General features: G+C 63.7%; 24 protein-coding genes and 2 tRNA genes. 12 read left to right on the forward strand and 14 right to left on the reverse strand.

The features are described from left to right. Positions 1-266: 266 nt before the first annotated feature. The 5 genes from lon to VN004_RS05825 all read left to right on the forward strand — a co-directional run bounded on the left by lon (position 267) and on the right by VN004_RS05825 (position 5802). Complete coding sequence (gene lon / locus VN004_RS05805; RefSeq protein ID WP_325607915.1) at positions 267-2696, forward strand: endopeptidase La; 2430 nt, start codon at positions 267-269, stop codon at positions 2694-2696. 189 nt (positions 2697-2885) lie between these two features. Further along, positions 2886-3821 carry a tripartite tricarboxylate transporter substrate binding protein gene (locus VN004_RS05810; protein ID WP_325607917.1) on the forward strand — a complete coding sequence of 312 codons (936 nt, stop codon included), beginning with the start codon at positions 2886-2888 and terminating at the stop codon, positions 3819-3821. A gap of 112 nt (positions 3822-3933) precedes the next feature. Further along, positions 3934-4009, forward strand: a tRNA-Val gene (locus VN004_RS05815). 137 nt (positions 4010-4146) lie between these two features. Continuing rightward, positions 4147-4875, forward strand: a complete 729-nt coding sequence (locus VN004_RS05820; RefSeq protein WP_325607919.1) for a hypothetical protein — start codon at positions 4147-4149, stop codon at positions 4873-4875. Positions 4876-4893: 18 nt separating this feature from the next. After that, on the forward strand, positions 4894-5802 hold the full coding sequence (locus VN004_RS05825) for a Clp protease N-terminal domain-containing protein (protein WP_325607921.1): 909 nt from the start codon (positions 4894-4896) through the stop codon (positions 5800-5802). A gap of 57 nt (positions 5803-5859) precedes the next feature. On the opposite strand, the gene VN004_RS05830 is transcribed toward VN004_RS05825, so the two are convergent. From VN004_RS05830 to VN004_RS05875, 10 genes are all read right to left on the reverse strand, one after another. After that, positions 5860-6651, reverse strand: coding sequence for a TonB family protein (locus tag VN004_RS05830; protein WP_325607923.1), 792 nt, complete (start codon positions 6649-6651; stop codon positions 5860-5862). Continuing rightward, positions 6648-7073, reverse strand: a complete 426-nt coding sequence (gene exbD / locus VN004_RS05835; protein ID WP_325607925.1) for a TonB system transport protein ExbD — start codon at positions 7071-7073, stop codon at positions 6648-6650. The genes VN004_RS05830 and exbD overlap by 4 nt, the downstream gene beginning before the upstream one ends. Positions 7074-7076: 3 nt before the next feature. After that, positions 7077-8033 carry a tonB-system energizer ExbB gene (gene exbB / locus VN004_RS05840; RefSeq protein WP_325607927.1) on the reverse strand — a complete coding sequence of 319 codons (957 nt, stop codon included), beginning with the start codon at positions 8031-8033 and terminating at the stop codon, positions 7077-7079. A 420-nt stretch (positions 8034-8453) separates the two neighbouring features. Next, positions 8454-8756 (reverse strand): HU family DNA-binding protein, encoded by a 303-nt coding sequence (locus VN004_RS05845; protein ID WP_325607929.1) that lies wholly within the window; start codon positions 8754-8756, stop codon positions 8454-8456. A gap of 263 nt (positions 8757-9019) precedes the next feature. Next, positions 9020-9096, reverse strand: a tRNA-Asp gene (locus tag VN004_RS05850). A gap of 107 nt (positions 9097-9203) precedes the next feature. Continuing rightward, complete coding sequence (locus VN004_RS05855; RefSeq protein WP_325607960.1) at positions 9204-11276, reverse strand: PAS-domain containing protein; 2073 nt, start codon at positions 11274-11276, stop codon at positions 9204-9206. Further along, the gene (locus VN004_RS05860; RefSeq protein ID WP_325607931.1) at positions 11198-12049 is read right to left on the reverse strand and encodes a hypothetical protein; all 852 of its coding nucleotides are present in this window, start codon (positions 12047-12049) and stop codon (positions 11198-11200) included. Before VN004_RS05860 ends, VN004_RS05855 begins: the two co-directional genes overlap by 79 nt. A gap of 145 nt (positions 12050-12194) precedes the next feature. Continuing rightward, positions 12195-12581 (reverse strand): LCCL domain-containing protein, encoded by a 387-nt coding sequence (locus VN004_RS05865; RefSeq protein WP_325607933.1) that lies wholly within the window; start codon positions 12579-12581, stop codon positions 12195-12197. Then, a complete protein-coding gene (locus VN004_RS05870; RefSeq protein ID WP_325607935.1) occupies positions 12578-13867 on the reverse strand; it encodes a DUF2201 family putative metallopeptidase in 1290 nt (429 codons plus the stop codon). Before VN004_RS05870 ends, VN004_RS05865 begins: the two co-directional genes overlap by 4 nt. Continuing rightward, positions 13864-14898 (reverse strand): AAA family ATPase, encoded by a 1035-nt coding sequence (locus tag VN004_RS05875; protein ID WP_325607937.1) that lies wholly within the window; start codon positions 14896-14898, stop codon positions 13864-13866. The genes VN004_RS05870 and VN004_RS05875 overlap by 4 nt, the downstream gene beginning before the upstream one ends. A gap of 220 nt (positions 14899-15118) precedes the next feature. On the opposite strand from VN004_RS05875, the gene VN004_RS05880 reads away from it, so the two are divergent. After that, positions 15119-16813 carry a sulfatase-like hydrolase/transferase gene (locus VN004_RS05880; RefSeq protein WP_325607939.1) on the forward strand — a complete coding sequence of 565 codons (1695 nt, stop codon included), beginning with the start codon at positions 15119-15121 and terminating at the stop codon, positions 16811-16813. 21 nt (positions 16814-16834) lie between these two features. Here VN004_RS05880 and VN004_RS05885 read toward each other — a convergent pair whose 3' ends face one another. From VN004_RS05885 to VN004_RS05900, 4 genes are all read right to left on the reverse strand, one after another. Continuing rightward, entirely contained in the window at positions 16835-17854 is a 1020-nt protein-coding gene (locus VN004_RS05885; protein ID WP_325607941.1) for a TIGR01620 family protein, read from the reverse strand. Then, complete coding sequence (locus tag VN004_RS05890) at positions 17851-19317, reverse strand: YcjX family protein (protein ID WP_325607943.1); 1467 nt, start codon at positions 19315-19317, stop codon at positions 17851-17853. The genes VN004_RS05885 and VN004_RS05890 overlap by 4 nt, the downstream gene beginning before the upstream one ends. 79 nt (positions 19318-19396) lie before the next feature. Continuing rightward, entirely contained in the window at positions 19397-19786 is a 390-nt protein-coding gene (locus tag VN004_RS05895; protein WP_325607945.1) for a hypothetical protein, read from the reverse strand. A gap of 25 nt (positions 19787-19811) precedes the next feature. After that, positions 19812-21218, reverse strand: coding sequence for a patatin-like phospholipase family protein (locus tag VN004_RS05900; protein WP_325607947.1), 1407 nt, complete (start codon positions 21216-21218; stop codon positions 19812-19814). 368 nt (positions 21219-21586) lie between these two features. On the opposite strand from VN004_RS05900, the gene VN004_RS05905 reads away from it, so the two are divergent. The 6 genes from VN004_RS05905 to VN004_RS05930 form a co-directional block, all read left to right on the forward strand. Further along, positions 21587-21952 (forward strand): NADH-quinone oxidoreductase subunit A, encoded by a 366-nt coding sequence (locus tag VN004_RS05905; RefSeq protein WP_325607949.1) that lies wholly within the window; start codon positions 21587-21589, stop codon positions 21950-21952. Between the two features lie 72 nt (positions 21953-22024). Next, complete coding sequence (locus tag VN004_RS05910) at positions 22025-22597, forward strand: NADH-quinone oxidoreductase subunit B family protein (protein WP_325607951.1); 573 nt, start codon at positions 22025-22027, stop codon at positions 22595-22597. Between the two features lies 1 nt (position 22598). Continuing rightward, the gene (locus tag VN004_RS05915) at positions 22599-23222 is read left to right on the forward strand and encodes an NADH-quinone oxidoreductase subunit C (RefSeq protein ID WP_325607953.1); all 624 of its coding nucleotides are present in this window, start codon (positions 22599-22601) and stop codon (positions 23220-23222) included. After that, positions 23219-23647 carry a thioesterase family protein gene (locus VN004_RS05920; protein WP_325607955.1) on the forward strand — a complete coding sequence of 143 codons (429 nt, stop codon included), beginning with the start codon at positions 23219-23221 and terminating at the stop codon, positions 23645-23647. Before VN004_RS05915 ends, VN004_RS05920 begins: the two co-directional genes overlap by 4 nt. A 12-nt stretch (positions 23648-23659) precedes the next feature. Next, the gene (locus VN004_RS05925) at positions 23660-24094 is read left to right on the forward strand and encodes a GFA family protein (RefSeq protein WP_325607957.1); all 435 of its coding nucleotides are present in this window, start codon (positions 23660-23662) and stop codon (positions 24092-24094) included. Positions 24095-24101: 7 nt separating this feature from the next. Continuing rightward, positions 24102-24810: NADH-quinone oxidoreductase subunit D (locus tag VN004_RS05930; RefSeq protein WP_325607958.1), on the forward strand; the 709-nt coding region annotated here is incomplete at its 3' end.

Below are 24810 nucleotides of genomic sequence, written 5' to 3' on the forward strand. Positions count from 1 at the left end.
ACCCTAGTCGCTGCTTCCTGGGGGAGACGGGCAGAGCTGCGCGGAGCGCGGTTCTCTTGACTCCCCTAGGGTGCAACGCCACCTAAGGCAGGCGAACGGATAGCGTACGAAATTCGAAACTTCCATTTCGGGCAGGGTTCGTACCACCCTCGTACATGGTCAAGGTGCCTGACCTGGCCATGTCCCTCCCGACCTCCCTCGGCACTTTGGATGGTAGCGCAATTGCGGGCCCTCCGAAGGGGCACAAGAACAAAGGAATGACGGCCATGACGACCGCCAACAAGCCGCGTCCAACCCTGACCCCGGGCGAAACCCGGGCTTATCCGGTGCTGCCACTGCGCGACATCGTGGTGTTTCCCCACATGATCGTGCCGCTCTTTGTCGGCCGCGAAAAGTCGATCAAGGCGCTCGAAGAGGTGATGCGGTCCGACACCTTCATCCTCCTCGCGACCCAGAAGAATGCATCGGATGACGATCCGGCGACCGGCGACATCTACGAAGTCGGTACGCTTGCCAGCGTCCTGCAATTGCTGAAGCTGCCGGACGGCACCGTGAAGGTGCTGGTCGAAGGCGCGCAGCGCGCCAAGGTTCTGAAATACACAGATCGTTCCGAGTATTTCGAGGCGGACGCCGTCGTGCTCGACGACAATCTCGGCGAGCGCGTCGAAGCCGAAGCGCTGGCGCGCTCGGTGGTCAACGAATTCGAGAATTACGTGAAGCTGAACAAGAAGGTCTCGCCGGAAGTGGTGGGCGTCGTTCAGCAGATCGACGATCATGCCAAGCTCGCCGACACCGTCGGCTCGCATCTGCAGGTCAAGATCGCCGACAAGCAGGCGTTGCTCGAGACCGTGAGCGTGCCGGAGCGTCTTGAGAAAGTTCTCGGCCTGATGGAGAGCGAAATCTCCGTGCTGCAGGTCGAAAAGCGCATCCGCACGCGCGTGAAGCGCCAGATGGAGAAGACGCAGCGCGAGTATTACCTCAACGAGCAGATGAAGGCGATCCAGAAGGAGCTGGGCGACGAGGACGGCAAGGACGAGCTCGCCGAACTCGATGACAAGATCAAGAAGACCAAGCTCTCCAAGGAAGCCCGCGAGAAGGCGCAGCACGAACTGAAGAAGCTGCGGCAGATGTCACCGATGTCTGCCGAGGCGACGGTCGTGCGCAATTATCTCGACTGGCTGTTGTCGATCCCCTGGCAGAAGAAGACCAAGGTCAAGAAGGACCTCAAGCTCGCGCAGGAAATCCTCGACGCCGATCACTATGGATTGGAAAAGGTCAAGGATCGCATCATCGAGTATCTCGCCGTGCAGCAGCGGGCCAACAAGCTGACCGGTCCGATCCTGTGCCTCGTCGGTCCTCCCGGCGTCGGCAAGACCTCGCTCGGCAAGTCGATCGCGAAAGCGACCGGCCGTGAGTTCGTGCGCGTGTCGCTCGGCGGCGTGCGCGACGAGGCCGAGATCCGCGGTCACCGCCGGACCTATATCGGCTCGATGCCCGGCAAGATCATCCAGTCGATGCGGAAGGCGAAGTCGTCGAACCCGTTGTTCCTCCTGGACGAGATCGACAAGATGGGCGCGGATTTCCGCGGCGATCCGTCGTCGGCGCTCCTTGAGGTGCTGGACCCCGAGCAGAACGCGACGTTCAACGATCATTACCTGGAAGTCGATTACGACCTCTCCAGCGTGATGTTCGTGACCACCGCGAACACGCTCAACATCCCGCCGCCCCTGATGGACCGCATGGAGATCATCCGGATCGCGGGATATACCGAGGACGAGAAGCTCCAGATCGCGCGCAGGCATCTCATTCCGGCCGCCATCTCCAAGCACGGCCTGAATGCCAACGAGTGGACCATCGATGACGATGCGCTTCTGACCGTCATTCGCCGGTACACCCGGGAAGCGGGCGTCCGTAATCTCGAACGCGAAATCTCGACACTGGTCCGAAAGGCGGTGAAGGAGCTGACGCTGTCGAAGAAGAAGGCGGTGCATGTCGCGGAGAAGGATCTCGGCGATTATCTCGGCGTGCCGAAATATCGGTTCGGCGAGATGGAGTCCGAGGACCAGGTCGGCGTTGTCACCGGTCTGGCGTGGACGGATGTCGGTGGCGAGCTGCTCACCATCGAAGGCACGTCGATGCCGGGCAAGGGCAAGATGACCGTCACCGGCAACCTGCGTGACGTGATGAAGGAGTCGATCTCGGCGGCCGCATCCTATGTGCGCTCGCGTGCGATCGCCTTCGGCATCGAACCGCCGTTGTTCGACCGGCGTGACATCCACGTGCACGTGCCGGAAGGCGCGACGCCGAAGGATGGTCCGTCTGCCGGCGTCGCCATGGTCACGGCGATCGTCTCGGTGATGACCGGCATTCCGGTCCGCCGCGACGTCGCGATGACTGGCGAGATCACGCTGCGCGGCCGGGTGCTGCCGATCGGCGGTCTCAAGGAGAAGCTGCTCGCCGCGTTGCGCGGTGGCATCAAGACGGTGCTGATCCCTGAGGAGAACGCCAAGGATCTCGCGGACATCGCGCAGAACGTGAAGAGCAACCTCGAGATTGTGCCGGTTTCCCGCATGGACGAGGTTCTGGCGCGCGCCCTGGTGCGCAAGCCCGAACCGATCCAGTGGGAAGAGCCCCCCGCCAAGTCCGCCGCCGAAAAGGCAGCGGACGAGGAGGCGTCAGCCTTGACCGCACACTGATCCGAGACGCACAAATGCTTCCCAACGGCGGCGCGCTCCAGCGCCGCCGTTTTTCTTTGCGCGACGCGTTCGTGCTTGCCTTGCGCGCAGGGAAGGCGATAGGCACTCACTGTCGTTGTCCTCTGCTGTGAGATGAGAATGTCCGGTCGATCGTTACTCCAGCGAGCCTTGCTCTGCCTGAGCGCGGGCTTGCTGCTTGCTGTTCCGTCACCGGGGCGTGCTCAGGATTTCCCGAACCGGCCCATCACAATCCTGGTGGGCCTGGCGGCTGGCGGGGTGACCGATGTGATGGCGCGGCTTTATGCCGAAGCCGTATCGCGGAAGCTTGGACAGAGCGTCATCGTCGAGAACCGGCCTGCGGCGAGCGGGGCGGTGGCCGCAGCTGCACTGCAGAATGCACAACCCGACGGTTACACGTTGCTGCTTTTTTCGGGCGCACAGCATGCGACGATCCCTGCGCTCGCCTCGGCGGCGAGTTACGATCCGGTCAAGGGCGCCCAGCCGATCTCGACCGTTTTCAATTTTACCGGGATCGTGGCCGTTCCAGCGGACAGTCCGGTAAAGTCAATCAAGGAACTTGCTGCGTTTGCCAAGGGCAAGGCCGGCGGCGCCAATTTCGGATCGCCCGGTGTGGGCACGCCGTCTCATCTCGCGGCGGCCAAGTTGCTGGTGCTGACGGGCGCCCCGGCTCAGTTCATCCACTACAAGGGCGGTGCGCCGATGATGGCGGATCTCGTGGCCGGCCGGCTGGATATCGCCTGGCCAAGTGCGCCGGCGGCGAAGAGCTTCCTGATCGACAACAAGCTGCGAGCGCTCGCCATCGATGGGCCGCAGCGCTGGGCCGTGATTCCGGATGTCCCGACCCTGAAGGAAGCCGGATTTGGCGAAGCGAGCGTTGCGAACTGGTTTGCCGTCGCTGCGGCACCGGGGACGCCGGAGCCGGTCATCCAGACGCTTAACGCGGCCTTTGCCGAGGCTGCACGTGATCCCGAGCTCAAGCGCAAGGTCGAGGAATTCGGAATGACGCTCGCAACGAGCACGCCCGGCGAATTGGGACGGCTCATGGAAAAGGAAGCAATCGAAATTCGCGAGCTGGTTCGCAAGCTGGGCTTGAAGCAGCAATAACGACTCTGCAACAGCAAGCTGGGCTTGGAGCAGCAATAACGACTCTGCAACAGGTGACTTGCCATCAGGCGACTTGCACGCCCGGTGCGGGTCACCTTATTACGTACCCCACGGGCGGTTAGCTCAGCTGGTAGAGCATCTCGTTTACACCGAGAGGGTCGGCGGTTCGATCCCGTCACCGCCCACCATCGTTGATCCCCTCAAAAATCCTGTCGACTGGCGCCTGCGCAGCGTTAACCACACAATCCATGGATGCGTCATATTGAGATTGCAACCGCTGATTTAGGTTGCTAGTGTGTGACCAGTTCCAGTTGAGGGGTGGGTCATGACAGTCGTGGTGCGTCCGGAAATCCTGTCCTCGTTGAATGCTCTGCACGCCGATGTGCAGCGCCAGGTTGCCTCGCTTGATCGCTATCGTGCGCTGAAGGTGATCGATCAGACGATCGCCGATTTCCCGGCCCTCGACGATCTCACGCGCGCTCTTGCCGACATCCGGGCGCGTGTTCAGGCGCAGCTCGACGACAACCGCGCCTATCGGGCCTTACTGGCGATCGAGCGCATCGTCCCCGAATTGTCGGATGCCCTTGCGCTTCTCGACCCCGTGCCAAGCACGCCTGCTGCGCCGGATGCAGCTGAGACATTCTCGGAGGTCTCCGTCATCGCCGAGCCGGTCAGCGCAGAAGCTGATCAACCCGGTTCGAACACCGCCGACGCTGCTGAAACCGGCGCCGTCGATGTCGTGGATATGGCATATGCGTCAGCGCAGCCGGTTGTGGCGGCAGACGCCACGGTGACGGTCGACCGCGGAGAAGATGGCGCGCGCGGCGCCGAACCGGTCACCGAACCTCAGACGCAACCTGAAACCCATGGCGAACCGGCCACCGACACCAGAGCCGTCCCGTCGCTCGCTGACAGCGTCGCGCAACTGCTTGCCCAATCCGCCGCGCCGCCGCCGCGGCATGATCCACCGGCCCCAGCCATTTCACGAGCGCAGCGACATGGGGGCTTCGCCTCATGCCGAGCGCGCTGCGTGACCAGATTGCGGCGTGTGTAATCAAGGGGAGGCGGGCCAATGAACACATATCAATCGCCGTACATCGACGGTCAGGTTGTCGACGCGGAGGCGACGGGGCCGACGCACAAGGGGGCCGAGACACCACCGCTCCCTGCGGCGCAGCCCGATACGAAAATCAACGGATGCACGCGGTCCGCATCCGACTGTCTGCACAAGACGACGAAACTGGCGCGCGAATTCAATCACGGCACGGTGTCGGCCGCGCACCTCGTCCTTGCGATGACGCTCATTCCGAATGCGAGCCGCCAGTTCGAAATGCGCAAGATGGACATCGATCGCGCGTTCCGGGCCGCCATGCACGCCTTGATGGAGATCGAGCGCGGCACGCCATCGAGCAGCGCGCTGCCAAGCGTATCCGAAGAGTTCAACATGATCGTGACGCTCGCGCAGGAGCTTGCGCAGAACCGCGACAACCAGGAGGTCTCGGTTGACGATCTCTTGACCGCATTGGAGCGCCTGCCACAGGATTCATCAGCGGCGCAGCTCATTCGCGGCGAACGCAAGTACGGCGCCGCCGTGCCGGCGAGCGATCAGGCGGTGGAGCAGCTTGCCGCGTCGCTTGCCCAGCATTTCGACCAGATGAACCAGCAATTCCAGGAGACGCGGCGTCTCATCGACGCGCTGCGTCTCGATCTGCCTGGCGAGGATGTCGTCCGGCTGAAAACCTATCTGCAGCATCGCGACGGCGTTCTGGAACAGACCATCAACACCGCTTTCGCCGAACTAGCGAAGCGGTTCGCTGCAAACCCTTCGAACGCGACCGAACCCTCATCGGCCCCGGACCCGATGACGCAAGATCCGAGCGAAGACAGTCTTTGGGAAAAGATTTTCGGAAAAAAGCAGCCGGACATTCCGCCGTCTCCCGGAATGCAGGAGCGCCCATCCGTGCCGCAATGGCGCGTTTGACAGAGGCATTGCGGCCGTGTGGCAGGCATTGCTGAAGTGGGATCGATTGTCCTGCAGCTACCGAAACCGGATTGCCTGAACGAAGGTCTCCTCGTTCTGTGACAGCGCGGGAGGAAAGGCCGGCATCGGCTGTGCGCGCGCGATCATTGCCAGCGCTTCGCCGTCGACCGCTTCGGAGCCTGACGACTGCTTGATGCTGCGTGCGACCACCTTGCCGTTGCGGTTGACCGTAAACCGCACCACGGCGGTGCCGTGTCCCTTGGCTGGCCGTTTGAAGCGCTGCAGATGCGCACTGAGGAGGCTGGCGTAATTCGCCATGGCCTTGCGTGCCGCGGTCGTGCCGGCCTGCGGTGCGACCGGCTTCTCGGCACGCTTCTCGGCTTTCGGATTTGAGGTCGGTTGGCTGACGGACTGAACCTGTTGCTGGACCGATTGCTCGACGTGCTCCGCCGGCTTTGGTTGCCGAACTTCTTCCTTCTTGTCTTCGACCACTTCACGCTTGGGCGGCACGACGATGTCAGGGTCCGGCGCCGGCGCCTCGGGCAGATCGACAACCGGCTCCTCGGCGGCCTGCTGGGCAACCTGCGGCGGCGGGGTCGCCTGAGAGTCGAACGTCTCCGGGCCTGGCGCAAGATCGGCCTGCGTTTCGGGTGAGGCGGCTTCAGGCGCGAATTCGATCAGGATCGGTGGCACGTCGGCGCCGGTGATGCCGGAGACCGGTGCGACGTAAAGATAAGCTGCGACCAAAGCGGCATGGGCGGTTCCGACGAACAGGATGGCGCTGGCCCAGCGGCCAAGATGCAGCCCTTCGTCGTGGTCAATATCGGCAGCCCACGCCAGCGCGTTCATGGTGACGGTTCTCGCGCCTCAAGCCCGACCAGCCCGATCTTCAGGTAGCCGGCCGATCGCAGCGTATTCATCACATCCATGACGTCGCCGTAGCTCACCGCACGATCTGCGCGCAGGAAGACCCGTTCGTCGCGGTTGCCTTTGGTCGCGGCGTCGAGCGCGCCGGACAGGTTTGCCCGGGGAACGGCCTCCTCGCCGATAGCGAGCGACAGGTCGGATTTGACAGTGAGGAAGACGGGCTTGTCCGGACGTGGCGTTTGCTGCGCCGTCGAACTCGGAAGCTGGACCGGAATATCGACCGTCGCGAGCGGCGCCGCGACCATGAAGATGATCAGCAGCACCAGAATGACGTCGATGAAAGGCGTGACGTTGATGTCGTGCGTCTCGACGTCCTCGTCATCCTTTGCAAAGTGAACGGCCATGAATCACTCCGCCGCCTGACGCAGCCTTGCGGCCCCGCGATCGAGATCGCGAGAGGCGAGGCGCAACACGTTTGCCGAGGCATTGCCGAGAATGAGCCGGTAGCCGCCGATGGACCGCGTGAAGATGTTGTAGATCACGACCGCCGGGATCGCGGCGACGAGACCAATCGCCGTCGCGAGCAGCGCCTCGGCAATGCCGGGAGCAACCACGGCAAGGCTCGTGGTGTGCGCCTTCGAGATGCCGATGAAGCTGTTCATGATCCCCCACACCGTTCCGAACAGGCCAACGAAAGGGGATGTCGCTCCGATGGTCGCCAGCACGCCCATTCCGTTGCCAATCCGGCGGCTTGCGGTCGCTTCGATGCGTTCGAGCTGCCAGACAATGCGTTCCTTGACGCCTTCCTTGGGCAGCATGTGCGACATCTCGACTTCATGCGCAGCCGCGCGAACGAGCCGCGCCACCGGGTCTTTCTCGTCTGCAAATTCCTGCTGCGCTTCGTGGAGCGACCGCGCACGCTCGAGCCAACGATTCTTGCGGCGCGCGCGCCGTTTCTCGAAACGCAATTCCACGCTCTTTGCGAACCATAGCGTCCAGGTGATCAACGAGGCGAAGGCCAGTCCGACCATGACGGCCTTCACGACGATGTCGGCATCGAGAAACATCTGCCAGGGCGTCAGATCCTGCGGCAGCATATGCGCGGGGATGATGCCGGATTGAGAAGCGGCCTCGCGTGTCGCTTCGGTGGGCGGGGTGCTGGTTGCGGCCGGCGCAGCTCCGCCTGACGCTGGACCTTGAGATGCTGCCGGCGAAGCGGAGGAGGGCGCTGCGGCTGCGGGCGCCATTCGCATGTCGGGTTGCAATGCCGGCGCCTGCGCATTCTGTGCGAGCGCGGCGCCGTGACTTGCGATCAGTGCCGATGCAAGCAACATCGCAACGAGCGATTTGAACGGCGAATGCATATCGTGTCCTTGGCGCGATGTGTTCAAGCGCCGCAAGCTACCAGCGGCGCACATCGGGTCGCGTTCAGCGACGTGTCAGGACCTTCAATCGCAAAACCGAAAAGGAAATCAACAACGATAGTTTTTAGTTGGTCCAATCCGAAAATGAGCCTCGCGCGCTGCACGACGCATTCGTGCGAAGCGACGGCGCGGATTGATCAATCACTGCAATCAGTTCCGTGAAACATTATCACGTGTCCAAACTTCGACGATGGATGCTGCGTCGAAACAGGGCATCGATACTGGATGAATTCTAACAAGCGGCGCGGCTTATTAGCTGAAAAGGGGCGCGTCGAAGCGCACACAAAGTCGGAATGCGGCCAAAGAAAAAGCGCACCGGTGAACCGGTGCGCTTTCGATTGGATCAGAAGACGTGTTGCGTCAGATCGCTTCTTTGAGTTCCTTGGCGGCGCGGAACGCGACCTTCTTCGACGCCTTGATCTGGATCTGTTCGCCGGTCGCAGGATTGCGGCCCATGCGCGCTGCGCGCTTGCGCACCTGCAGGATGCCGAGCCCACCAATGCGGATGCGGTCGCCCTTCTTGAGGTGCTTGGTGATCGTGGTCACGAGGTCGCCCAGCATCGCCTCGCTCTGCTTCTTGGACAGCTGGTGCTCCTCGGCCAACTGAGCCGCGAGATGCTTCAGGGTAATGGTCGGAGCTGTCGCCGGCTTCTTGTCAGCCATGGGGGGCCCTCCTGTTCATAGGCGCCGCAACGAAAAACCAGTGATTGTGGCGTTTAGACGATTCGGGAGTCGCCGGAAACGCCTTGTTTACAGGGCTCCAGAGCATTTTTAGGTGCCGCACGCAACGGAAAAACCCCGTTCTGCAGTCGTCTCCTGGCGATTGGTCAACGAGAAGCAGTGCCGGACCCGGCTTTGCGAGCAGATTCTTCGGAAGGGATCGGGGCTAAAGGACCCGCTAAGCCATTGACCGAACAGGGTCGAAATGGCGGGAGCGACGGGACTCGAACCCGCGGCCTCCGGCGTGACAGGCCGGCGCTCTAACCAACTGAGCTACGCCCCCGTGACGGGAGTGACGCGGGGTTAAATCCCACCCCACGTTAAGTCAAGCGCCAACACATCTTTTTGCCGGCTTCTCGAAAAATTCCGGCTTGGGACGCCGTGGGCCAGTTAACGGCGCCCGTTGCCGCCCGCCAGGCGGCCGCCCGGACTGGCTCTCGGCCGGCCGGCAAGCCCGCCGCGGACAGTGAGGTCGTGCTGTACCCCCCGCAGCTGCGAGACCTGCACCTCGGCGCCGTAATGGCAGGCTGCCCCGCGTCCCGCGGCCTTGGCCTGATACAGCGCGGCGTCGGCATTGGCCAGGAGCGTCGCGGCGTCGGACCCGTTCATGGGAAACCGTGCGATGCCGATGCTGAGACCGACGTTCAGCCGAAGCCCCTCGATGTCGAGGTGGTTGTCGAGGATCGAGGACAGCATGCGCTGTGCCACGGCATCGGCCGAGACCGCCGTGGTGATCGCGACGAATTCGTCGCCGCCGACACGGGCGACGAACGATTCGGCCGCGGCCGCCCGCAGCCGGCGCGCGACTTCGCGCAACAGCTCATCGCCGACAGCGTGGCCGAACAGGTCGTTGACGTCCTTGAAGTGATCGAGATCGATGCACATCAAGGCGAACTGGTCGTGCGATAGCGAAGTGGATTCGATGATCGATGCGAGGTGCTTGTTGAACAGGGCCCGGTTCGGAAGATCGGTCAGCGGATCGTGGTGGGCGAGATGCGCCATATGGGCGATCTGCGCTTCGGCATCTTTGGCCTCGGTGCGATCCTCGATGACAGTGACCAGATATTTCGGCTCGCCATCCTCGCCGAGGATCAGAAGCTTTGTCGTCGACACGATGCGCGTGTCCCCGTTCGGGATCTTGAGGGCATGTTCCGCGGTCGCTTGCGGGGAGCGCGTGGTCAGCAGCGCCCGATCCTGCTCCTCGATGAAAGCAGCGGTCTCTTCCGAAAAGATGTCGCGCGTCGTCTTGCCAACGATCTCGGTGCGGGGGCGTCCGAAATATTGTTCCGCCCACCGGTTGACGAGCACATAGCGCAGGTCGCGCGCGTCCTTGACGATGATGATGGCCGGCACGTGTTCGATGATTGCGTTGAGGAAGTCCCGGGTCCGGCGCGCGTCGTTTTCGATCCGTTTGCGCTCCGTCAGGTCGATGGTGGCCGCCATCAGGGCCTTGCGGCCCTGGAAGTCCATTTCGCGGCTGAAGATGGCGACTTCCATCGACGCGCCGTCGGCGCGGATGTGGCGCCTGATCCGTCCTTGCAACTGCGACGAGGACTGCGCCTTGCGCGCTTCATCGCGATCCTCGGGCGGACGAAGGTTCAGGACGGTCATGGAAAGGAAACGCTCGCGATCATATCCGTATTGCGCGAGCGCCGCGTCGTTGACCGCCAGAAACTGCAAGGTCTCGAGGTCGTAGACCATCAAAGGGGTCGGATTTGCATCGAACAGCAATCTGAACGATTCCTCGCGGCGTTTGATGTCGGTGATGTCGACGCGCACGCTGATGATTCCGCCATCCGACATGCGCCGGTCTTCCGCGCGGACCCAGCGTTGGCCGGACAATTGCTGTTCGTGTGACGTGTCCGGCCTGTCGAGCAGCGCCAGACGCCCGGCCAACCACTCTTCCTCCTGGCCGGGCGCAGCGGGATTCTGACCGCGTTCGATGCCGGCGCGGACCATCTCTTCAAAATGTCGCCCCGGTACCAGAAGGTCGGCGACGTCACGATAGATTTCGGCGAAGTGGCTGTTCCACAGCACATAACGCCTGTCGGAATCGAGCATCGACAATCCGACGGGAACGGCCTCGAAAGCCTCCAGGAGGCATTGGTGCGCTTTCTCGGCTTCGGCGCGCGCGACTTTCAGCGAGGTCTCAAACCAGAGCCGCTCGGTGATGTCTTCATGGACGCCAAGCCAGCCGCCATCGGGAAGCGGCGTGTTCGTCATCAAGATAGTGCGCCCGTCCGCAAGCTCGACCGAAGTCGTCGACGGTTGCCGCAGGGCGCGGATGGCGCGGAATTCGGCTTCGTATCGCTCCGGGTCTTTCACCGGGATGCCACTGGCGAGGCGATGCCGGATCAGGTCCTCGAGATGCATGCCGGGCCTGATCAGGCCTTTTTCCAGGCCGTAGATCTCGAGATAGCGGTCGTTGCAGGAGATGATCTTTTCCTCGCGGTCGAACAGCAGGAATCCTGTGACATCGCGTTGATGGCAAGATTGAGCCTGCGGTCGCGTTCGCGCAGCGCGTCGTTGGCACGCGCGCCAAGCACCGCGAGGATCAGAAGCACGATGGCCGCGATCGCAAAGACCGTCATCAGCGTCGCCGATGACAACAGATCGATATGGCCGAACCGGTCGACCTCGGAACTGACGATCGTCAGCCCCATTTTGGCGAGCTGATGCGCCATGATCGCAAGCCAGAGCAGCACTGCGGCGATGATGTTGGCTCTTTTAGTGGCTTCGTCCTCGGCGACGACAAGAGCCGCGGATGCGAGCGCCATCACAAGCGCGGTAACGGCAACGACAAGCCCGATGGACCACGGCTGATCCGAAGGCCCGGGTGATGCAATCATCATGATTTGGGAGGCCCCGGCGATGGCCGCGCCGACAAGACCGCCGCCGATGAAGAACCTCCACAGCGCTTGCCCGGCTACGGCCTGCCGCATGCCGGCGCAGGCAAGCAGGATGGCGACAGCGAGCGCGAGAAGCAAAAACCTGAGGTCGAGCCCGGCCGCGCCGTCAGGCCGGTGGATGGCAGCGTCGAGGAAACAGACGCCCCAGATGCCGCAGCCCAGCACGATCCCGCCGGTCCAGATCCAGCGACGGCGATCGGCACCGGCGGACTGGGCCCGGCGCAGGACAAAAATGACCAGCGCGCTCAGTAGGGCGCTGACGCAGGTCGTCAACGCGATGCCGCGCCAGCTGAAGTCCAAGGAAAGCTGGGCCAGAATAGTGTTCATTTCCGCCAACCGCTGAATCCCAAGGAACGAGGAATGCGAGTATCCGGGCCCAGTGTTTCCTTGTGGTTGATGATGCTCGCGCTTTTGCAGTCGGGTTAAGGCGACCTTGGCCGGCTCGGCGGCATTTGAATTGATTTTGACGATCCTAGATCGCGCTCAGGCGGTAGGCGCTGCCGTAGCGGCCAAAATCATGGCTCGTCACGCCGTTGCGGACGCAGCCCTGATAGCTTGCGGGCGGCGCCACCACCGTGACCTTGATCACCGCGCTCTCGCCGGGTTTTACGAGACCGGCATGCACCGCTGCGACCGCAAGCGACGAATCGGCGGTGTAGGTGTCGGTGCCCCAGAGCGGGCCCTCCGTCTCGCCGCGCACGCGGAAATAGTAACTCGCGCCGACCGTCGAGCCGAGTTCGAGCATATGCGGGGGCGCGTCGGCGGCGAGATAGCCCTTGTCGAGCAATTGCCGGACTTCCTTTTTCGACAATTGTCCGCGCCGGTCGAAATATGTGACCAGTTCTTGCACGACCTTCATGGCTGGCTCCCATCCATCGCGATGACGCGCCCGTAAGGCGGATTGAACGAGGCCGCGCGCGGCAACACCCACAGCACGGCATAGGGCATCGGCTCCGCCGGGAAGACGATGTCCCCGTCGGTGATGACAATCGCTGTCCGCACCAGCGGATCGTCGGCGAGCGACAGCATGGCAGGCGACAGATCGCTACCGCCGAAGCCGTGAACCGGATAGCTCGCGAGCGCATCGGGCGAGACGATCTCGTCCGCCGTGACCGCGCTGTCGCATTGCATGATCCGCACCTGATCGACGCCGGCGCCGTCACAGAAATCGGCGATGGCGCCAAGGGCCAGCGGAATGGCGTCGGTCATCGAGCCCGACGTATCGAGCACGATGTTGAGCATCCAGGACGTGCGCCGGCGTCCTGGCATGACAAGGTCGGTGCGATCGGCGCCGCGGCGCGACGGCCGCGCGAATGTGCGTTCGTCCGATGCCGAGGATTCGATCCAGCGCTGCAGCGCGTCCTGCCAGGCGGGCCGGAGGCGGCCGCGCAGGGCGGATACCTGCGCGCTCATGCCCCCGCTCGTGTCGCCGCGCGCCTTCTGTTTGCCGATCGCGGCGGCGAGCGCCTGACCGCGTGCGATGGCCGCTTCGATCGCGGCCTTGCGTTGCGCCTGGTCATACCCCTCGGCGGGAAACATGTCGCGTTCGGTCTTGTCGGTCAGGACGTCGCCTGCCTCGTCGTTCGAGGAATCACCCTTGTCCTCGCCGCCACGGCCGCCGCCAAGCACCCGGCGCACGCTGCTGTCCTTGCCGTCCCAGACCTGGCTGCGGGTACGCATCAGATCGGCATTGCGCCGCATCTCGATCACGATGTTCTCGGCGGAGCGGTTGCGCGCGCCGGGCATGTCGAGCCCGCCGGCCGGGACCGTGGCAAAGCCCAGTTCGCCGCGCAGGATGTCGTTGATGATGTAGTCGTGTGCGTAGTTGAACTCGAGCCGGCCCGAGCCGCGCGCGCGGTCGTGCGTGCGCAGCGCCAGATGAAGAAGCTCATGCGCCAGCACAAAGACGAGTTCGTTGTCCTTGAGCTTTGCGGTGAATGCGGGATTGGCGACGAGACGTCCGGACGCGAAGATGCCCATGGTCGGCACGCGCCAGTCGAGATTGACGCGCACAGCCGCGGCGAGCCCCGCAAGATGCGGGAGCGGCACCGTGACCATGCGCAGCGCGCTTTCGATCCGTTTCAGGATCGCGCGCTCGGCGAGCCGGTCCGTCTGCGCGGCCGCGTGAGGCGCGACCGCATTCATTGCTTCGTCACCGTGCGCAGCAACGCAAGCATCGCCTTGTCGGCGCCCAGCGCGCCCCATTGCTCCACGAGGTCGGTCAACAGCGTGAGCTGGGCCTCGGTCGGCAGCGCGCGCAGGAAGCGCGACACGGCGCGCGGCTTGACCTGTCCGAGACGTCCCGCGGCGACGTTCTGACGGATCGCGTTGAGGACGAACCAGCGGGCGGTTTCGCCCTTCGGCAGCGTTTCGGGATGCTCGATATAACTTTCGACCGGCGCGAGGGTGCCGACGGTCTCTTCCGCCAGGGCACAGAAAACGGCGGCGTCCTCGGCCGACAGCCGGCCAAAGGCGAGCGCACGCCGGGTATCGCGGGACAGAATGCCGGCAGCCTCAGCCATGTCGAGGGCACGCGAGAGTTCGGCCCAGGCGCGGGGGGTCGAGAACGGCGCTGGCTCCTGCGGCACCTCGCGCAGCAGCGCGTCCGGCATGAACGAGACGAAGTTGCGGATGTCAGCCCGGATCCCGCTCCGGCGCGCCCAGTCCTGCCATTCGTCGGCATCGACGCGCAGGTTGACGATGGTGACGCGGTTGACGAGCGCCGAGCTCATGGCGCGCACCAGCGCGCGATCCTGCTGGCGGTTACCGGCGGCCACCACCCAGGTGCCGGCCGGTAACGCATGTTCGCCGAGCCGGCGTTCCAGGAGGAGCGAGTAGAAGGCCTTCTGCACGTCCGGGGCGCAGGCCGGCAATTCATCCAGGAACAGGCAGAAGGTCTGCGGGCTCTCCGGCAGCAGGATGCGGGGAGGGCAGAAGACCGAACGTTCGCCGACGATCTTGGGAACGCCGCTGACGTCCTCGGGTGCGATCTGGGTCCCGAGCAGGGAGCGGCACGGCAGGCCGGCCTCGGCGGCCGCCTGATAGACCATCTCCGACTTTCCGACGCCGGGAGGCGAGAGCAGCAGGAAGCTCTGCTCGTGCGCCATGCACTGCACGAGCTTCTTGGCCTGATTCAACGTGATGGATTGCTGAAGCGCGCTGCCGCTGACGTCCATGGGACGGCTCCTGGGTGAAGAACGAAAAGGGCGTTCCCTCACCAGGAACAGTCATGAATTTAGGGAAGGCCGGTCGCGAGCGCCAGCGGCGTCTGGAGAATTTTTAATGCCGGGCAGCCGTCCGCGACATCGGGAGAGCTTGTCATGACGATTTTGTTACAGAATGATGACAACCTGATGCGCCGCGTTCCGACGTACGCGAGCCAGACATAACGAGTTCATGACAGCTGTTGGCCATAGTGCGATCCGCCGGCTTGCCCAGGGAGGCTGGCCGGGAGTCATTCTTGCGGCAGCGCTCCACCTGTGGGCGATCGTCCGCATCTTTCAGACCGAGTTTGGCGCGTTTGGTCTGACGGTCTGCCTGCTGACCTGGATCTGCCTGAACTGCCTGTTTCTTTTGGTGGTGCGACGCGCCGCCCTGGCCGCGGCCCTGTCGCTCGGGCTGGTCGAGTTCCTGATCCTGGTCTCGCAGTTCAAGTTCAAGATCACCTGGATGACGGCGACCTTCCTCGACGTCATGCTGGTCGATTCCGACAGCCTGTCCTTCCTGATGTCGGTGATGCCGGGCTTGCGGATTATCACGGTCGCGGCCGCGATCGGCTGCGTGGGTCTTGCGATTCTCCTTTGGACAATCGACCGCACCAGCGTTCCGCGCAGCGTGACGGCCAGCCTCGGTGCCGTCTGCCTCGTCGGGATCGTCGTCCTGTCGAACCGCGTGCCCGAAGAACCGCACGAGCCGTTCCAGGGCGTGAACCATGTCTCGAACTTCGTGCGTTCGATGGTGGTGTCGCTCTCCGAATTGTCGAACGGCGGATGGTTCGAACTCGATCGTGCGGTGGCGAGCCGGATGAAGCCGTTGCCCGCCGACGACGATTGCCAGCCGGCGGGCAAGCCGCCGCACATCATCATGGTGCTGGACGAGTCGAGCTTCGATATCCGCAACGCACCGGGCGTGAAAATCCCGGACGGCTACGGCCGACATTTCCTGTCGGCCGACGGCAAGACCCGATCCCTGATCACGGAAGCGGCGGGTGGGCCGACCTGGTACACCGAATTCAATGTGCTGACCGGGCTGTCGACCCGCTCCTTCGGGCGCATGAGCTTCCATGTGACGCGGCTGGCCGCCGGCCGCATCCGGCGCGGACTGCCGCAGGCGCTGCGCCGCTGCGGCTACAAGACCTTCACGCTCTATCCGGCCTATGGCGCCTTTCTCGGGGCGCGCTCGTTCCAGAAGAGCGCCGGCATCGACCGGATGATCGATTCGCGGGAGATGGGGGCGGGCGATGTGGAGCCCGACAGCTTCTATTACGACAAGGCGCTGCGGCTGTTTGAAAAGGAGAGAGGCACGGCACCGCTCTTTCTGTTCGTCTATACGGTCGCCAACCACTTCCCCTGGGACACGACCTATCGCGCGGATCTGACGCCGGATTGGGTGAAGCTCAATGCGGACGCGGAGACAGACGAATATATCCGCCGCCAGACCATCAGCGCGCGCGACTACCGCGCCTTCGTCGAGAAGCTCAAGCGCGATTATCCGGACGAGTCGTTCCTGATCGTGCGCTTCGGCGATCATCCGCCATCGATTGCGGCGCGTCTTGTCGCGCCGGATTCCTCAGACGCCGAAATCGCGCGCGGCATCATGAATCGCGATCCGCGTTTCTTCACCGCCTATTACGCGATCGATGCGATCAATTTCACGCCCGCGGACCTGTCGCTGGCGCGCGACAAGCTGGATGCGCCTTATCTGCCGCTCGTGGTGCAGGAGGCGGCCGGGCTGCCGCTGGATTCCACCTTCGCCGAACAGCGGCGCATTCTGGAACGCTGCAACGGCATGTTCTATCGCTGCAAGGAAGGCGCCGAGGCGCGGCGCTTTAACCGGCTGCTGGTCGACAGCGGCCTGATCAAGGGTTTTTAGGCGGCCTTCGCCGCTTCGCGTTCAGCCCTCCGCGTCGGTCTTCTCCGCGCTCTTGATGACGCCGCCCGCAACCTCGGTCAGGGTCGGACGCGGGAGCGCCGCGAAGGGCAGGGGGCGCGTCACCTCGATCGCAGCAAGACCGAGCCGCGCCGTCAGCAATCCATTGAGCACGCCTTCGCCGAGGCGCGCCGAGAGCTTGGCGGCAAGGCCATGCCCGATCATCTGCTGGATCAGGGTGTCTCCGGCCGCCATGCCGCCGGTGATGGTGAGATGGGCGATCACATGCCGCATCAGCCGCAGCAATCCAAACGTGCCCGGCCGACCGCCATAGAGCAGGGCAAGCTTGCGCGCGAGGCCGAGCGCCGTGATCAGCACAAAGAAGATGTCGATGACCGCACGCGGCGACACTGCGGTCACGATCGACACCCTCTTGGCGGCATTGCTGACGAGCTGGCGCGCTTCGCGATCGAGCGGCGCCATCAATTCTCGCTCGGCGAGCCGGATGAGGTCGGCGCCGTCGATGATTTCGGAGAAATGCGCCTCGAGTTTCGCGCGGCTGCGCGCGAGATGCGGCAGCTGATTCTCGATGGCGAGCAGTTCGCGCAGGATCGCCTGTCCCTCGGCGCGATTGTCGCTGACCAGCGTTTGCGTTGCCCGCTCGCGCAGGTGGTCGATCTTGGCGAGCCGCGACAGCGCGGCGAGTTCGCGTGCGGCTATGGCGAGAAGCGCCAGCAAGGCGGCACCTGCGAGCGCAAGCGCGAGCCAGCCCAGCGCCTCGAAGCGGGCGAACAGGTCCTCGATCAGCTTGGTGACGGCAAGACCGACCCCGAGCGAAATCAGCCCCCCGAGCGCACCGAACAGGATCTTGCGCCAGGGAAAGCGCCACCGCGCCTTGGTCGCCGAGGCAACCGCCGGGAGCTGGGTCGCTTCGGCCTCGCTCTGCGCGAGCAAATCGATCAGCGGCTCTTCCTTCGCCGCGGTCACGACCACATTCGGGTCGTCCGGCGAGAACACGGCAGGCTTTCGCGGACGGGCGGTCATCGCAGGCGGTCTCCGATCAGGAATTCGAGCGCGCGATCGAGACGGATATGCGGCAGTGCCGGCACACCCCCCTCGATGCGCTCGAGTGCCGGCGGACGGAAACGCAGGAAGCGATAATCGGTGTCATCGGACGGGGCCGAGGACAGGCCACGGAACCGTGTTTGCGGATCGAACATCGCGGCAGGATTCTCCGGCAGGTCGCCGGGATAGATCACGATCTGGGATTCACCGTCGAAGGTCCGGCCGCCAGCCTGTTCGCCGGCGAGCGGCGTGCCCATGATGGCATGCAGCGTTCCCTGCGCGCCGCCGACATGCGCTTCGGTGGTGGCGCGCACGGATGCCATCGCGATCGCATCGATCCGCGCGCCGGAATAGTCCGCGCGTTTTGCAGCGTCGGCGACCAGCCGCTCGAGGATGCGCTCCAGGCGATCGTGCGAGGTGTGATGCAGAAGGTCGGCTTTGGTCGCCGCGAACAGGATGCGGTCGATGCGCGGCGCGAACAGCGCCGAGAGAATGGAATTGCGGCCGACATTGAAGCTGTCGAGGATTGCGGCGAGGGCGCGCTCAAGATCGCGGAGAGCATCGGGACCGGCGTTGAGCGCGGTCAGGGTATCGACGAGCACGACCTGGCGGTCGAGCCGCGCGATGTGATCGCGATAGAAGGGACGCACGATCGCGTCCTTGTAGGACTCATAGCGTCGCCGCATCATCGCCCAGAGCGAGCCGGACGGTGCCGAACCCTCCAGCCGGTCGAGCGGCGCAAAGGTCAGGGCGGGTGAGTCCGCCAGCTCTCCCGGCATCAGAAAGCGGCCCGGCGGCAGCAGGCTCAGCGCGAAGCGTTCGTCCCGGCAGTTGCGCAGGTAGTCGGTGAAATGCCGCGCCACGGTCTGGGCCAGCGTCTCATCCGCGGGCGCCCTCGGATCGAGCGCGGCGATCTCGAAATGCCAGGCGCCGGCAAGGTCGGCGCGGTCGCCCTCGCGGGACAGGCGGATCGTCTCGGCCGACCATTCCTCATAGCTCTGGCGGAGCAGCGGCAGATCGAGCAGCCACTCGCCGGGATAGTCGACGATGTCGAGCGTGAGTTCGCGCATCGACCGATTTTGCGACTGATATTCGATGACGAGGCGCAATTCGCTGATCTGTTTGGTGGAGTCCGGCCATTGCCGCTCGGTCAGGAGCTGCGCCAGATGCGCTTCGTAGGCGAAGCGCGGTACGGTGTCGTCGGGCTGCGGCGCAAGGCGCGCGCGCGCGATGCGTCCGGAGGCCATCGCCTCGAAAACCGGAAAGCGGCCACCGCGCAAGAGGCCATGGACCAGCGCGGTGATGAACACGGTCTTGCCGGCGCGCGACAGGCCGGTCACGCCGAGGCGCACGGTCGGTTCAAAGAGGTTATGGCTGTATTCGATCAGCGCACGGGAGGTTAGTCGCGCCTGTTCGACAATATCGGATATCAGGTTCGCCATGCTTCGCGCCGCAGGGCTCAAGACGCGCGGAAGCGCGCGGTCACCCGCGGGCTACACATAGGACGATCCGTCGTCGTTGCTAGCTGCCGCGACGTTCCGCCTGCCAGACGCCGGAGCATTCGCCCTTCGCTGACTTCCAGCGGCCCGAGCCTGCATTGCGCGACAACCGCCCCGCGCCACTGGCGCTCTGATTTCCGCGGGCGACGTTGACCCGCGCGGCACCGCCGCTTCCGACATTGCCGGAGATCCGGAAGCTCGAATTCGCTGGATCGGCATGGCCGACGCGCCCGCCCTTGATCCGGACGGCGTAGCGATAGCCGCGGTCGCAAGTGCCTTGCTCCGTGATGATGAGAACGCTCCATAGGCCATCAAAGGCTCCGGTCGCCTGAGGTTTTGCCTTGGCGGCGACGGCGGGGCCGCCGGCGCCGGCAAGGATCAGCAATCCCGCAACAGCCAATCGTTGAATCATCGTGCGTTCCTCTCGAGCGGCGGCGTTATCGGGCCACCTTTTTCGGCTGACTGGAATAGTCGCCCGGCGCACGCTGGAAAGGTTCTCCTCCAGCGCCTCGGGCGAACCCGACTTCATACAAGGCTTTCATATAGTCCGGATCGAATGCCCCGCGTGCCGGGGCGCTGAAACTCGCGGGTACGTGAGCGACGTAAAAACCGATGCCACTGCGCTGTGCGGTCGCATAGGCACGGTCGATAGCATTGCGGGTCACGAATTTGATGGCGGCGCTGACGGTGCGACTGAGAATGCTGAGCGTCGTGCGTTCCGTGAGCTGGAAGTCCGAACTCAGCTTCATGTTGGCAATGATGTAGAAGTCGGTCGCCGGCAGTTTTGTGGTGCTGGTGCTGGCCAGCATGGAATCAGGCGCGATGTAGAACTGATCGGCGAGTCCGCCGTCGACATGCATCTCCTCGAATTTACGGCCGTTGCCTTCGACTTCGATGAAGGTGGGCGGAAACGCGCCGGGAATGCTGATCGCCGCCACCATGACCTTGCGCACGAGGTCGAGCGCGGCCTTGTCGCCGCGGGTCGCGATCGCGCCGATGTCCCAGGCGACCGGCCGTCCAGCATCGAGATTGGTGGTGAGAATAAAGAGCCGGCGGCCGCGCGCATGTTGTGCGGCGATCGCCTTCAAAAGTTCCGGCGTGACGCGCTTTTCGATCAGGCTGTGCAGCGGCCAGGTGTCAAGAAAGCTCTCGCCCTTGCCGCCGACCTCGAAGATGTCGACGGCGCTGATCGTCGTATAGGCATCACGAAGCTGTTCGTCATAGGCGGAGCCCAAAAAAGCAAAGGGCGCGATCAGCGCGCCGGTGCTGACGCCGGTCACGAGGGAGAATTCCGGACGGGTTCCGGTTTTCGACCATCCCCCGAGCAGGCCTGCGCCGAATGCGCCGTCCTCGCCGCCCGTGGAGAGAATGAGCCACGGACCCGGATTGGGCGGAAGTGCTCGCAGATACGCACTCTCCGAATCGGCCCAGAACCGGGCATCAGGCATGTTGGCGATAGCCGCCGCCGCCTGATCGTCAGCAGAGAACGCGGTGCGCGGCAGCGGACCGGACGCGTCGCTCTTGGCGCTCGGCGCGGCCTTGCCTGATTTCTTTGCAGGCTTCTTCTTGGCCTGCGCCGACAACTCTTCGACTTTTATGAAAGGCGTGCGCGATTGGCCGCCCGGTCCGGGATGGAAGAGTGGAAACAGCATCGCCCCAGCAATCGCCAAGGCAATCATCGACGCACTCAACAAGGCGCTCGCGAATCGAATCGCGTTTGGTTGTTTCATCTGCATTCCGTAATCTTGTCGTAAGGCCCTCGGGGAGGCAATTCGCGACCCCGAGCAGAGCGGGTTCACATATCCGTCACGTGTGACAGAAATGCGCGTGGTTGCGCCGTTCACTACGGTGCTCTCGGGCCTCGGCGGCGTCGCAGCTGACAGAAGAAGTTGTGGAGGACGCCCGGGGAGCAACGGGACCGTGACGTCGCCGCGGGAACTGGTGATGCGCGGTCGAGCAGGGTGGGCCTGAGCCGCCGGCACCGAATTCGCCCGGCACTCGCTCGCGGCGTGCGGCTACAGCGCAGGCGTGTGACTTATTCGGGCTTTTCAGACGCTTGCGGGGGGAAAAGCCGTGCGCTAAGCCTGCCCCGATTTCTTGGAACGAATCCGAGCTGGGGCCGGGTTGGGGGAGTCTGGCGGTTCCGTCCGCCGGACATCGATGACAGGGTTTTGCCGGGTCCGAACCGGTCGCGCGCCCTGTGAGGAGAATTATGAGCGAGATTCTTCAGGACTATTTTCCGCTCGTGGTGTTTATCGCCGTCGCCGCCGGCATCGGTCTCGCGCTTCTCGTCGCACCCTTCATCGTCGCCTATCGCGAGCCCGATCCGGAAAAGCTGTCGGCCTACGAATGCGGCTTCAATGCGTTCGACGATGCGCGCATGAAATTCGACGTGCGGTTCTACCTCGTCGCGATCCTTTTCATCATCTTCGATCTCGAAGTCGCGTTCCTGTTTCCGTGGGCGGTCGCCTTCGGTCAGCTCGGTCCCTTCGGCTTCTGGTCAATGATGATTTTCCTTGGCGTTTTGACGATCGGTTTTATCTATGAGTGGAAGAAGGGGGCGCTCGAATGGGATTAGAGCGCCGCGCGGAAAAGACGCTCCCGGAACCTCGGGACTGAAGCGAATTCCGGCACGCTCCCCCTCGATCGGATGAACCATATGACCGCCGTCACTGCACCCGCCGCCAAAGGCATTCTGGATCCGCGCACCGGCAAGCCGGTGGGAGCGGACGACCAGTTTTTCATCGGCGTCAATGCGGAACTCGCCGACAAGGGGTTCCTCGTTACGACCGCCGACGACCTGATCACCTGGGCGCGCACCGGTTCGCTGATGTGGATGACCTTCGGGCTGGCTTGCTGCGCGGTCGAGATGATGCAGATGTCGATGCCGCGCTACGACGCCGAGCGTTTCGGCTTCGCGCCGCGCGCTTCGCCCCGCCAGTCCGACGTGATGATCGTCGCTGGCACGCTGACCAACAAGATGGCGCCGGCTTTGCGCAAGGTCTACGACCAGATGCCCGAGCCGCGTTACGTCATCTCAATGGGCAGCTGCGCCAATGGCGGCGGCTATTATCACTATTCCTATTCCGTGGTGCGTGGCTGCGACCGCATCGTGCCGGTCGACATCTATGTGCCGGGCTGTCCGCCGACCGCGGAGGCGCTGCTCTACGGCGTGATGCTGTTGCAGAAGAAGATCCGGCGGGTCGGAACGATCGAGCGTTAGCATGACCGAAAAGCTGCAGGCGATCGGAGACGCGATCAAGGCGGGGCTGCCGAAGGCCGTCACCGGCTATGAGATCGCCTATGGCGAACTCAATGTGTACGCCAATGCCGCCGACATCGTGGAGGTGGTCCGGTTCCTGCGCGACGATGGTGCCTGCCAGTTCTGGAACATCATCGATGTCACGGCGGTGGACTATCCTCAGCGCGCGCAGCGCTTCGATGTCGTCTATCACCTGCTGTCGCCGAAGCAGAATGCCCGGGTGCGGGTGAAGGTCGCGACCGATGAAGTGACGCCGGTCCCCTCGATCATCTCGGTGTTTCCGGGTGCCGACTGGTTCGAACGCGAAACCTACGATTTGTATGGCGTGCTGTTCGTTGGCCATCCCGACATGCGCCGCATCCTGACCGATTACGGGTTCGAGGGTCATCCGCTGCGCAAGGATTTCCCGCTGACCGGTTTCGTCGAGGTGCGCTGGGACGACTCGCAGAAGCGCGTGGTCAACGAGCCGGTGCGGCTCAACCAGGAATTCCGCAATTTCGATTTCCTGTCGCCATGGGAAGGCACCGACTACCAGCTTCCGGGGGACGAGAAGGCCGGTCCCGGCGGCGGGAAGGGGGCGGGATGAAAGACACGCTCCGCCCCGGTCTCAAGCACAGCCTGACCTTCACCATTACCGACCGGCAGACGGTTCCGGAATTCTATCCGGAATCGCCGATGTTCCGCGCCATGCCGCGGGTCTTCGCGACCGGCTACATGGTCGGGCTGTTCGAGTGGTGCTGCACCGAATTGCTGAATATGCATCTCGATCCGGGCGAAGGCTCGCTCGGCATCCATGTCGATTTCAGCCATCTCGCGGCGACACCGCCTGGTCTGACGGTGACGGTGGAATGCCAGTGCACCGGGGTCGACGGCAAGACCGTGAGCTTTCACGTGCGCGGCCATGACGGCGTCGATGTGATCGGCGAAGGCCGGCACAAGCGCGCGGTCGTCAACTACGACAAGTTCAATGCGCGCGTTGCCGAGAAGGCGCGCGCGGCACAAGCGGCCTGAGAGGACGAAACGATGGCCGAAAGCAAGTCCGGTGGTTGTCTCTGCGGCGCGGTGCGCTTCACCGCGACGCCCGCGAATGACGACGTCGGCGCCTGCCATTGCAGCATCTGCCGCCGCTGGTCGGCGGGTCCGTTCATGGTGCGCGATTGCGGGACGTCGCTGAAGATCGAGGACGCGTCGAAGGCCGGCGTCTATCGCTCGTCCGAATGGGCCGAACGCGGTTTCTGCAAGACTTGCGGCACGACGCTCTATTACCGGCTGATCGACAAGGACATGTATTTCGTATCCGCCGAGGCCTTCGACGATGTGAAGACGCTCGCCTTCACCAGTCAGGTCTTCATCGACGAAAAGCCGGCCTATTACGATTTCGCCAACAAGACTCACAACATGACGGGTGCCGAAGTGTTTGCGCTGTTTGCGCCGGGCGGCGACGAGGCCAGGGGATAACAGGACAATGGCCGAGACGTCTGGCGAGCGCAATTTCACCATCAATTTCGGACCGCAGCATCCGGCGGCGCACGGCGTGCTGCGCCTTGTGCTCGAGCTCGACGGCGAGATCGTGGAGCGCGTCGATCCGCATATCGGACTACTGCATCGGGGAACCGAAAAACTCATCGAGCAGAAGACCTATCTGCAGGCGATCCCGTATTTCGACCGGCTCGACTACGTCGCGCCGATGAATCAGGAGCATGCCTTCTGCCTCGCGGCGGAAAAGCTCCTTGGTCTGGAAGTGCCGCGCAGAGCCCAGCTCATCCGCGTTCTGTATTGCGAAATCGGCCGCATCCTGTCGCATCTACTCAACGTCACCACGCAGGCGATGGACGTCGGCGCTCTGACCCCGCCGCTCTGGGGCTTCGAGCCGCGCGAACAACTGATGGTGTTCTATGAGCGGGCGTCAGGCTCGCGCATGCATGCGGCCTATTTCCGCGTCGGCGGCGTGCATCAGGATCTGCCGCAGAAGCTGATCGACGACATCGAAGCGTGGTGCGATCCGTTCCTGAAGACGCTCGACGACATAGACAAGCTGCTCACCGGCAACCGCATCTTCAAGCAGCGCAACGTCGATATCGGCGTCGTGTCGCTGGAAGACGCGTGGAAATGGGGCTTTTCCGGCGTGATGGTGCGCGGCTCCGGCGCGGTCTGGGACCTGCGCAAGAACCAGC

It is taken from the genome of Pseudorhodoplanes sp. (assembly GCF_035565855.1).
In the GTDB taxonomy this organism is placed as follows: Bacteria; Pseudomonadota; Alphaproteobacteria; order Rhizobiales; family Xanthobacteraceae; genus Pseudorhodoplanes.

Coding starts and splice junctions, on each gene's coding strand:
- VN004_RS05825 (WP_325607921.1), top strand. CDS start 4,894: ATGAACACATATCAATCGCCGTACATCGACGGTCAGGTTGTCGACGCG.
- VN004_RS05905 (WP_325607949.1), top strand. CDS start 21,587: ATGAGCGAGATTCTTCAGGACTATTTTCCGCTCGTGGTGTTTATCGCC.
- VN004_RS05820 (WP_325607919.1), top strand. CDS start 4,147: ATGACAGTCGTGGTGCGTCCGGAAATCCTGTCCTCGTTGAATGCTCTG.
- VN004_RS05875 (WP_325607937.1), bottom strand. CDS start 14,898: ATGGACGTCAGCGGCAGCGCGCTTCAGCAATCCATCACGTTGAATCAG.
- lon (WP_325607915.1), top strand. CDS start 267: ATGACGACCGCCAACAAGCCGCGTCCAACCCTGACCCCGGGCGAAACC.
- VN004_RS05870 (WP_325607935.1), bottom strand. CDS start 13,867: ATGAATGCGGTCGCGCCTCACGCGGCCGCGCAGACGGACCGGCTCGCC.
- VN004_RS05925 (WP_325607957.1), top strand. CDS start 23,660: ATGGCCGAAAGCAAGTCCGGTGGTTGTCTCTGCGGCGCGGTGCGCTTC.
- VN004_RS05890 (WP_325607943.1), bottom strand. CDS start 19,317: ATGGCGAACCTGATATCCGATATTGTCGAACAGGCGCGACTAACCTCC.
- exbB (WP_325607927.1), bottom strand. CDS start 8,033: ATGCATTCGCCGTTCAAATCGCTCGTTGCGATGTTGCTTGCATCGGCA.
- VN004_RS05830 (WP_325607923.1), bottom strand. CDS start 6,651: ATGAACGCGCTGGCGTGGGCTGCCGATATTGACCACGACGAAGGGCTG.
- VN004_RS05895 (WP_325607945.1), bottom strand. CDS start 19,786: ATGATTCAACGATTGGCTGTTGCGGGATTGCTGATCCTTGCCGGCGCC.
- exbD (WP_325607925.1), bottom strand. CDS start 7,073: ATGGCCGTTCACTTTGCAAAGGATGACGAGGACGTCGAGACGCACGAC.
- VN004_RS05865 (WP_325607933.1), bottom strand. CDS start 12,581: ATGAAGGTCGTGCAAGAACTGGTCACATATTTCGACCGGCGCGGACAA.
- VN004_RS05915 (WP_325607953.1), top strand. CDS start 22,599: ATGACCGAAAAGCTGCAGGCGATCGGAGACGCGATCAAGGCGGGGCTG.
- VN004_RS05910 (WP_325607951.1), top strand. CDS start 22,025: ATGAACCATATGACCGCCGTCACTGCACCCGCCGCCAAAGGCATTCTG.
- VN004_RS05920 (WP_325607955.1), top strand. CDS start 23,219: ATGAAAGACACGCTCCGCCCCGGTCTCAAGCACAGCCTGACCTTCACC.
- VN004_RS05860 (WP_325607931.1), bottom strand. CDS start 12,049: ATGAACACTATTCTGGCCCAGCTTTCCTTGGACTTCAGCTGGCGCGGC.
- VN004_RS05885 (WP_325607941.1), bottom strand. CDS start 17,854: ATGACCGCCCGTCCGCGAAAGCCTGCCGTGTTCTCGCCGGACGACCCG.
- VN004_RS05845 (WP_325607929.1), bottom strand. CDS start 8,756: ATGGCTGACAAGAAGCCGGCGACAGCTCCGACCATTACCCTGAAGCAT.
- VN004_RS05880 (WP_325607939.1), top strand. CDS start 15,119: ATGACAGCTGTTGGCCATAGTGCGATCCGCCGGCTTGCCCAGGGAGGC.